The sequence below is a fragment of the Bacillus sp. sid0103 genome (assembly GCF_019219025.1).
In genome coordinates, this window is the sequence record NZ_JAHUWN010000152.1 from 1 (window position 1) to 255 (window position 255).

Consider the following 255-nt stretch of genomic DNA (forward strand, 5'->3'; position numbering starts at 1 on the left):
CTCTTGATGCTTATAAACTACATCTTGAACAATTAATTGAAGAGTTTGATCTAGCAACTGCGCAACTTGAGCGAGTTGAAAAGGAAGTCACTGACGTCCTTAAACGAATTCCTTTCGCGAGAAAGTTCCTTGCTATTAAAGGGATTAGCGAGATTGCCCTTGCAGGCATTTTAGGAGAGTCAGGAGATCTAAGTGGATTCGCACACGGTAATTCTTTATTGCGTCATGCTGGATTACATCTTGCAGAGGCTAGTT

Annotated in this window: 1 protein-coding gene; it reads left to right on the forward strand. The window is 41.6% G+C overall.

Annotated features, from left to right (window positions below; genetic code table 11):
• The coding region (locus tag KW850_RS32920) for a transposase (protein WP_218351744.1) at positions 1 to 255 on the forward strand (255 nt) is incomplete at both ends.